Raw genomic sequence first — 8,332 nt, forward strand, 5'->3', positions numbered from 1 at the left:
ACGTCTGGGCCGTGTATGCGCGTCGGCGGCTCGCCGGCGGCGTCGGCCTCGTGTTCGACCGCCTGTCGAGCCCCCTGTACCGGGGCGTCGACTTCTACGCCCGCGCGGCGACGCGCGAAGGCGCCGACCTGCTCACGACCCTGGGCTTCGCCAAGGGCGGGGGGGCGAACGGGCTCCTCTATCATTTCGCCCGGACGCCGGTTCCCGAGATCTCGCCCCCATACGACAGCCACAGGCCCGGCCTCAGCGGCGTCAGCGTCGCCGTGGCGCGCAGCTTCGAGGATCTCGCCCGGGTCATCGCCCTGCGGGCCGCCGTCTACATGGCCGAGCAGGCCTGCCCGTACGAGGAGGAGTTCGACGGCAACGACCTCTCGGCCACCCACCTGATCGGCTATGTCGGCGACGAGCCGGCCGGCTGCCTGCGGATCCGGTTCTTCGCCGACTTCGCCAAGATCGAGCGGCTGGCCGTCCGGGCGGAATACCGCAACACCCGCATGGCCTTCGCGCTGGTCCGGGCCGGGATCGAGCTGGCCCGGGTCAAGGGTTACCGCCGGCTCTACGGCCACGCGCAGAAGCGCCTCGTGGGGTTCTGGAGCCGGTTCGGCTTCCGGGTCTTCGAGGGCGCGCAGGAACTCGTGTTCTCGGATTTCGACTATGTCGAGATGCTGCTGGAGGCGGAGCCGCACCCGGAGGCGATCGGGATCGGCGTCGATCCCTACGTGATCATCCGTCCCGAGGGCCGGTGGCACAAGGCCGGCGCCCTGGACCGGTCGCGCGCCCGGGCGGTGACGCGGCCCTCCGTCGATGGGCAGCTGGCGCGATGACCCGCCACGTGAATCCGGCGCTCTACCGCCGGCCGAGCAGCGTGCCCGTGCTGGTCCTGGTCGACATGCAGCAGGAATACGAGATCGCCGGCCGCCCGCTGGCCCTCCCGGGCATCGCCCCGGCATTGGAGAAGTGCCGGCTGGCCCTGGATCATGCCCGGGACAGCGGCATCCCGATCGCCTACGTGCGCTGGATCGGGGCTCCCCTGTTCCAGGCCGGCTCGCGGTTCGCCCGCTGGATCGAGGGATTCGAGCCTCACGGGTGCGACATGGTCTTCGACCGGGACCGGCCGTCCTGCTACGCCAGCCCGGCCTTCGCCGACGCGATGGAGCGCGGCGGCGTACAATTGGTCATCGCGGGTTTCGCCGGCGAGGCCGCCTGTCTCGCCACGGCGATCGACGGGTTCCACCGCGGGCAGGATGTGACCTTCCTCTCCGACGCCTCGGCCAGCCACGATCTCGAAGGCATCGCGGCCCACGACGTCCACCGCTCGATCAGCGCCGTGATGCGCGCCTTCGCGGATGTCATGGACACGCAAGCTTGGGTCACGGCGTCCGCGCCGTTCAGGCCCGTATCGACCTTCTTGAATCCCTCGGCACGCCAATGACCGGTTCCGATCCCCACGAACGCGCCGCGCCGCAGAGTCCCCAGGATTACGACGCCATCGATCGCCGGCTCGGACAACACGCCGTCGGTCTGGTTCAGGCCGCCCGGGAGAGCGGCGACGCGGCGCTGATCGCGCAGGCCGAGGCCATGGCCATGGCGGTGGGGTTCGCCCTCGCGTCCCGCATGCCGGCCCTACCGGAGGCCGGCGAGTCCTGACGGGTCAGACGACCGCGTCGTCGCCGGCGATGAGGCGCATGGCGCGCAGCCGCGCGGTGCGCTCGTCGCGCGATCGCAGGTCTGCCCGGATGGCGGCCCAGAGCAGCGCCGCCTCGGCGATGCCCTCAGGCTCGACCGTTGCGTCGGTCTCGGTCTCGCGCTGATCGAACGCGTCCATGTCGTGGCATCCCGCGCCTTGAGGTGCGGTCCGGTATCAGCACAAACCTTCCGCGGTCCAGCCTCAAATACAGGCATCGGCCGTACAACCGGCCCGGTTCGTCACGACCGACAGGTTTCGTGAACGGCTGAGCTGTCGCGGGGCGCATCGCGAGACAACCGGATCTGGGACTTTTACGCCCGCATGGCGAAATGAACGCGATGGACGATGCGTCGAGCCACCGAATGCTTTGTCGGCTCCAGGCAGTGAGTCGCTTCGAGGGACGCCGCCGACCCTCCGCGCATCCCGGCGTATCGGGTCGCGACCGTCCGGATGTCGGCCGGGACGCCAGGCTCGCCACACCCCGGAAACACAACGGACACGCAAAGGTGCCACCTGTCCGGTCCGCGCGGCGTCGTGCCGTCGGCACGGCGGGCCGGACCCTGCTCAGACCTTCGTCAGCGTGGCGATGATGGAATCGACGACGTCGATCTGGTGCTGCACGTCCACCAGCCGCGGACCCGCGGCCGCGCCGTCGCCGAGCACGAAGGTGCCCTTCTGCCGGCGGGCGTCGCGCAGCTTGCGCACGGAGGCGGCGATGGTCTGCCGCTCCTCGATCAGCGCGGCCCGCAGCTCGGTCAGGCCATCCAATTCCAGCGTCTCGGCCATGCGGCGTCCCGGTCTCCTGGCTTCGCGATCCGGCCGGCGCGCATTCCCGCGCGTCGTCGAACCGGCCTTCTGGCGCATCTGCGGGGCTGTTGTCACGGGCGCAATCGATTCGGCGCGGACGCGCCGGGCGCCGACCGGCCATGGCGGCCGCCGCCCCGCCCTAATGTTGCCGCGGCGATTGTATGCTAGGGAATGCAATATTCTTCCGAGGCGCGTCGCGGAGTTTCGCGGCGGCTTCGCGGCGGGCTTCGCGGCCCGATCACGCAAGGCCCAATCCGGCATGGCACGCGATGAGGACAGCCATCGCGGCACGACCCGATCGGACGAGGCTGTCGCGTTACACGGCGGAAGGGGCTGCGGCCGATGACAGGTGAGCGGAAGCCGCGGCGGTCCCGCGGTTTGGTGACGATGATCGTGGCCGTCGCGGTCCTGGGCGGCGGGGCCTACGGCTACCTGCGCACGACCCAGCGGCCCATCGCCAAGACGAAGGCGGCCGCCCCGATCGCCGTTCCGGTGACGGCCGGGATGGTCGAGCAGGGTCCGTTCGCGCTGGTGCTGAACGGCCTGGGCACGGTCCAGGCCTACAACACCGTTCAGGTGCGCACCCGGGTCGACGGCGAGATCAACCAGATCGCGTTCCGCGAGGGCCAGAACGTCCACAAGGGCGACATCCTGGTCCAGATCGACCCGCGCCCCTACCAGGCCACCCTGGACCAGGCGAAGGCCAAGAAGGACCAGGACACCGCCAACCTCAACAACGCCAAGGCGGACCTCGTCCGCTACACCGGGCTGGGCGCCTACGCGTCGCGCCAGCAGACCGAGACGCAGACCGCCCTGGTCGCCCAGTTGACCGCGCAGGTGGCCTCCGATCAGGCCTCCATCGACAACGCGACCACGCAGCTCGGCTACGCGACGATCCGGGCGCCGATCGACGGCGTCACCGGCTTCCGGCAGGTCGACATCGGCAACATCGTCAACGCCGCGGGGCAGTCGGCGATCGTCACCATCACCCAGGTCGAGCCGATCTTCGTGGTGTTCACGGCGCCCGAGGACCAGCTGCCCGCGATCGTCGCGGCCCTGCGCGCCGGCGAGGTGCCGGTGGAGGCGCGGACCTCGGATGGCTTGACCAAGCTGGCGGACGGCAAGCTCGCCCTGTTCAACAACCAGGTCGACACGGCGACCGGCACGATCCGCCTGAAGGCCGTGTTCCAGAACCAGAACCACGCCCTCTGGCCCGGCCTGTCGGTCTCGACCCGGATGCGGGTGGGCACGGTGGCGGCCGCCACGACGGTGCCGGACGATGCCGTCCAGCACGGGCCCGACGGCCTGTTCGCCTTCGTGATCGACGAGAGTAATCACGCGCATCAGCGCACGCTGAAGGCGGGGCGCTCCGATTCCGGCAGGACGCAGGTTCTGGGCGGTGACATCAAGCCGGGCGAGCGGGTGATCACCGCCGGGCAGTACAAGGTGCAGGACGGCAGCCTCGTCGCCGATCCCCGCGCGGCCCACACCGCGCAGGCGGAGACGGGCGCAGCGGTCCTGTCGGCCGAGGCCAAGCCGTGATGGGGGCCGGCTCGGACAGGCCGGCCACGATGCCGCAAGAGGGTCTGCGATGAAGGCTGGCATCTCGGCGCCGTTCATCCGCTTCCCGGTGGCGACCACGCTGATCATGGTCGGCATCCTGTTCCTCGGGATGGTGGCCTACCCGCTGCTCGGCGTCGCGCCGCTGCCGCAGGTGGATTTCCCGACGATCCAGGTCACCGCGCAATTGCCCGGCGCCAGCCCGGAGACCATGGCCTCCTCGGTGGCGCAGCCCCTGGAGCGGCAATTCTCGCAGATCCCGGGCGTCGCCCAGATGACCTCGACCAGCTCGCTGGGCATCTCGACGGTCACGGTCCAGTTCGACCTCAACCGCAACATCGACGGCGCGGCCAGCGACATCCAGGCGGCGATCAACGCGGCCAGCGGGCAGCTGCCGAAGAGCCTGCCGACCCCGCCGACCTACCGCAAGGTGAACCCGGCCGATTCGCCGATCCTGCTGCTCTCGGCCACCTCCGACAGCATGCCGCTGATCGACGTGGACGACGCGGTGGACGTGCAGCTCGCCCAGCGCATCAGCCAGATCTCGGGCGTCGCGCAGGTGTTCATCGGCGGCCAGCAGAAGCCGGCGGTGCGGATCCAGGTCGATCCGGCCAAGCTCGTCGCCAAGGGCCTGTCGCTGGAGGATATCCGCGCGCCCCTGTCGCTCACCACGGTGAACAACCCGAAGGGCAGCCTCGACGGGGCGAGCCACAGCTACACGATCTACGCCAACGACCAGCTCACCACGGCGCAGAACTGGAACGACGTGATCGTCGCCTACCGGGACGGCGCCCCCTTGCGGGTGCGGGACATCGGCACCGCGGTCGCCGGCCCCGAAGATACCAAGCAGGCCGGCTGGACCAACGGTCAGCGCGGCGTGTTCCTGGTGGTCTTCAAGCAGCCCGGCGCCAACGTCATCGACACGGTGGACAGCATCAAGGCGCAGCTGCCGCGCCTGACCGCGACCCTGCCGGCCGGCATCAAGATCGGCATCCTCAGCGACCGCACGCAGACGATCCGGGCCTCCGTGGAGGACGTGCAGTTCACCCTCCTGATCACCATCGTGCTGGTGGTCGGGGTGATCTTCGTGTTCCTGCGCAGCTTCTGGGCGACCGTGATCCCGAGCGTGACCGTGCCGCTCGCCCTGCTCGGCGCCTGCGCGCTGATGTGGCTCGCCGGCTATACCCTCGACAACCTGTCCCTGATGGCGCTCACCATCTCGGTCGGCTTCGTGGTCGACGACGCCATCGTGGTGCTGGAGAACATCAGCCGCTACGTCGAGGAGGGGATGCGGCCCATGGAGGCCGCGTTCAAGGGCGCGGGCGAGATCGGCTTCACCATCGTCTCCATCTCGGTCTCGCTGATCGCGGTGCTGATCCCGCTGCTGCTGATGGGCGGCATCATCGGCCGCCTGTTCCGGGAATTTGCCGTCGTCCTGTCGATGACCATCGCGGTCTCGGCCTTCGTGTCCCTGACGCTGACGCCCATGATGGCGGCCCGCCTTCTGAAGCCCCACGGCACCGGGCACCACGGCCGCCTCTACCGGGCGAGCGAGGCGGTGTTCGACGGGCTGCTGTCGTCCTACGCGAAGGGCCTCGACCTCGCCCTGCGCTTCCGGTTCGTCACGCTGCTGATCTTCTTCGCGACGCTGGCGCTGACGGTCCACCTGTTCATCGTCATCCCGAAGGGGTTCTTCCCGCAGCAGGACACCGGCTTCATGATCGGCGTCACCGAGGCGGGGCAGGATGTCTCGTTCTCGGCGATGAAGACGCTGCAGGAGAAGGTCGGCGCCATCGTCCAGGCCGATCCGGACGTGGCGACGGTGGGCATGTCGCTCGGCGGCAACGGCCAGGCGCTCAATTCGGGGCGGATGTACATCACGCTCAAGCCCCGCGAGGAGCGCGAGGCCAACGCGTTCCAGATCATCGGCCGCCTGCGGCCGAAGCTGGAGCGGGTCGAGGGGATCCGCACCTATATCCAGGCCACCCAGGACGTGCGCACAGGCGGCCGGACCTCCCGGACGCAGTTCGAATACACCCTGCAGGACCCGGATCTCGCCGAGCTGAACACCTGGGCGCCGCGCATCCTCGACAGGATGAAGACGCTGCCGGAGCTGCGCGACGTCGCCACCGACCAGCAGAACCGCGGCACCACCCTGACGCTGGCGATCGACCGCGACGCCGCCTCCCGCTACGGCATCACCCCCCAGCTCATCGACGACACGCTGTACGACGCGTTCGGCCAGCGGCAGATCGCGCAGTACTTCACGCAGCTCAACAGCTACCACGTGATCCTGGAGGTGCTGCCGGCCCTCCAGGGCAGCGTCGAGAGCCTCGACAAGATCTACATCAAGGCGCCGATCGGCGGAGGGCAGGTGCCGCTCGCAGCCTTCGCCCACTGGACGACCGAGCCCGTGGCGCCCCTCGTGGTCAACCACCAGGGCCAGTTCCCCGCGGTGACGATCAGCTTCAACCTCGCCCCCGACGTCGCGCTCGGGCAGGCGACCGAGGCGATCGGGCAGGCGATGCGCGAGCTTCAGGTGCCACCCACCGTGGTCACCGGTTTCCAGGGCACCGCGCAGGCGTTCCAGCAATCGCTGTCGACGGTGCCGCTGCTGATCCTGGCGGCCCTGTTCGTGGTCTACCTGATCCTCGGCATCCTGTACGAGAGCTTCATCCACCCGCTGACGATCCTCTCGACCCTGCCGTCCGCCGGCGTGGGCGCCCTGGCGGTGCTGATGTGGGCGGGGTTCGACTTCAGCCTGATCGCGCTGATCGGCATCATCCTCCTCATCGGCATCGTGAAGAAGAACGGCATAATGCTGATCGACTTCGCCATCGTGGCCGAGCGCGAGGAGGGGCTGAGCCCGGAGGCGGCGATCCGGAAGGCGGCCCTTCTGCGGTTCCGCCCGATCCTGATGACCACCATGGCGGCGCTGCTGGGCGGCATCCCGCTGATGCTCGCCACCGGCACCGGCTCCGAGATCCGGCAGCCGCTCGGCTACGCCATGGTCGGCGGGCTGGCCGTGAGCCAGATCCTGACCCTGTTCACCACGCCCGTCATCTACGTCTACCTCGACCGGCTGGCGCACCGGTTCTCGTTCCGCGACAGGCCCGAGGCGGTCGACGCGGCGCTCGCCGAGGGCGGCCGGGACGACCACGAGGCGCCGACCCTGCGGGCCGCGGAGTGAGCTGAGCGATCCTGCGCAAGGCGCACATCGCCGGTCACGTCACCGCGTCGGTGTCACCCCGTCCCGCTTGGCGCACGCCGCCGCCGACCCAGATCCCCCGGCGGCGGCCCCGCGGGGCCTGATGGAACGCGAAGGCTGCGGATGAACCCGAACCGGCCGCTGAAAGGGCTGACCGTCCTCGCCCTGGAACAGGCCGTCGCCGCACCCTACTGCACGTCGCGACTGGCCGATGCCGGCGCCCGGGTGATCAAGATCGAGCGGCCCGAGGGGGATTTCGCCCGGGGCTACGATTCCGCGGTCAACGGGCTCGCGAGCTATTTCGTCTGGCTCAACCGCGGCAAGGAGAGCCTGGTCGCCGACATCAAGGATCCGGACGATGCCCGGCTGCTGCACGCCATCCTGGAAGGCGCCGACGTGTTCGTGCAGAACCTCGCCCCCGGGGCCGCAGCCCGGGCGGGTTTCGGCGCGGCGGACTTGCGGGCACGCCATCCGCGCCTGATCACGGTGGACATCACCGGTTACGGCGCCGGCCACGCCTACAGCGACATGAAGGCCTACGACCTGCTGGTGCAGGCCGAGAGTGGCATGGCCGGCATCACCGGGCATCCGGCCGGCCCGGGCCGGGTCGGCGTCTCGGTCTGCGACATCGCCTGCGGGATGGACGCCCATGCCGCGGTTCTGGAGGCGCTGATCGCCCGCTCCATCTCCGACGCGGGCTGCGCCCTGGAGGTCAGCCTGTTCAGCGGCGCGGCCGACTGGATGACCGTGCCGCTGCTCTACTTCGAGGGCACCGGCCGGGAGCCCCAGCGCGTGGGCCTCGCCCATCCCACGATCTCGCCCTACGGCGCCTACCCGACCGCCGACGGCAGCCTGGTGCTCATCTCGATCCAGAACGAGCGGGAATGGGCGAATTTTTGCGACACGGTGCTGGGCGAGCCGGATTTCGCCCGGGCCGAGGGGTTTTCGTCGAACAACGCCCGGGTGGCGAACCGCGCCGCCGTCGATCTGCGCGTCGGCGCCTTCCAGGATGGCGTGCAGCAGCCGGGCATCGTCCGGATCCTTGATGTCGGCGACCAGGCTCTCCTTGC

The 8,332-nt window shown here is 69.8% G+C and carries 8 protein-coding genes; 6 read left to right on the forward strand and 2 right to left on the reverse strand.

The window, feature by feature from the left end; all coding sequences use genetic code 11:
- The 3 genes from FV228_RS14360 to FV228_RS14370 all read left to right on the forward strand — a co-directional run.
- Positions 1 to 824 (forward strand): GNAT family N-acetyltransferase (locus FV228_RS14360; protein ID WP_348645053.1); only part of this gene is annotated, 824 nt, incomplete at its 5' end.
- Positions 821 to 1,432 (forward strand): cysteine hydrolase, encoded by a 612-nt coding sequence (locus FV228_RS14365; protein ID WP_147855246.1) that lies wholly within the window; start codon positions 821 to 823, stop codon positions 1,430 to 1,432. The genes FV228_RS14360 and FV228_RS14365, both read left to right, overlap by 4 nt.
- Positions 1,429 to 1,647 (forward strand): hypothetical protein, encoded by a 219-nt coding sequence (locus tag FV228_RS14370; RefSeq protein WP_147855247.1) that lies wholly within the window; start codon positions 1,429 to 1,431, stop codon positions 1,645 to 1,647. Before FV228_RS14365 ends, FV228_RS14370 begins: the two co-directional genes overlap by 4 nt.
- A 4-nt stretch (positions 1,648 to 1,651) precedes the next feature.
- On the opposite strand, the gene FV228_RS33125 is transcribed toward FV228_RS14370, so the two are convergent.
- Positions 1,652 to 1,825 carry a hypothetical protein gene (locus FV228_RS33125; RefSeq protein ID WP_187277754.1) on the reverse strand — a complete coding sequence of 58 codons (174 nt, stop codon included), beginning with the start codon at positions 1,823 to 1,825 and terminating at the stop codon, positions 1,652 to 1,654.
- A gap of 426 nt (positions 1,826 to 2,251) precedes the next feature.
- The gene (locus FV228_RS14375) at positions 2,252 to 2,551 is read right to left on the reverse strand and encodes an HOOK family protein (protein ID WP_246693910.1); all 300 of its coding nucleotides are present in this window, start codon (positions 2,549 to 2,551) and stop codon (positions 2,252 to 2,254) included.
- A 285-nt stretch (positions 2,552 to 2,836) separates the two neighbouring features.
- On the opposite strand from FV228_RS14375, the gene FV228_RS14380 reads away from it, so the two are divergent.
- The 3 genes from FV228_RS14380 to FV228_RS14390 all read left to right on the forward strand — a co-directional run.
- Positions 2,837 to 4,036: an efflux RND transporter periplasmic adaptor subunit gene (locus FV228_RS14380; protein ID WP_147855249.1), complete on the forward strand. Its 1,200-nt coding sequence runs from the start codon at positions 2,837 to 2,839 to the stop codon at positions 4,034 to 4,036.
- A 49-nt stretch (positions 4,037 to 4,085) separates the two neighbouring features.
- Entirely contained in the window at positions 4,086 to 7,244 is a 3,159-nt protein-coding gene (locus tag FV228_RS14385) for an efflux RND transporter permease subunit (RefSeq protein WP_147855250.1), read from the forward strand.
- A gap of 141 nt (positions 7,245 to 7,385) precedes the next feature.
- Positions 7,386 to 8,332 (forward strand): CoA transferase (locus FV228_RS14390; RefSeq protein WP_246693912.1); only part of this gene is annotated, 947 nt, incomplete at its 3' end.

Origin of the sequence: Methylobacterium sp. WL18 (assembly GCF_008040015.1) — a bacterium.
GTDB classification, from domain to species: domain Bacteria; phylum Pseudomonadota; class Alphaproteobacteria; order Rhizobiales; family Beijerinckiaceae; genus Methylobacterium; species Methylobacterium mesophilicum.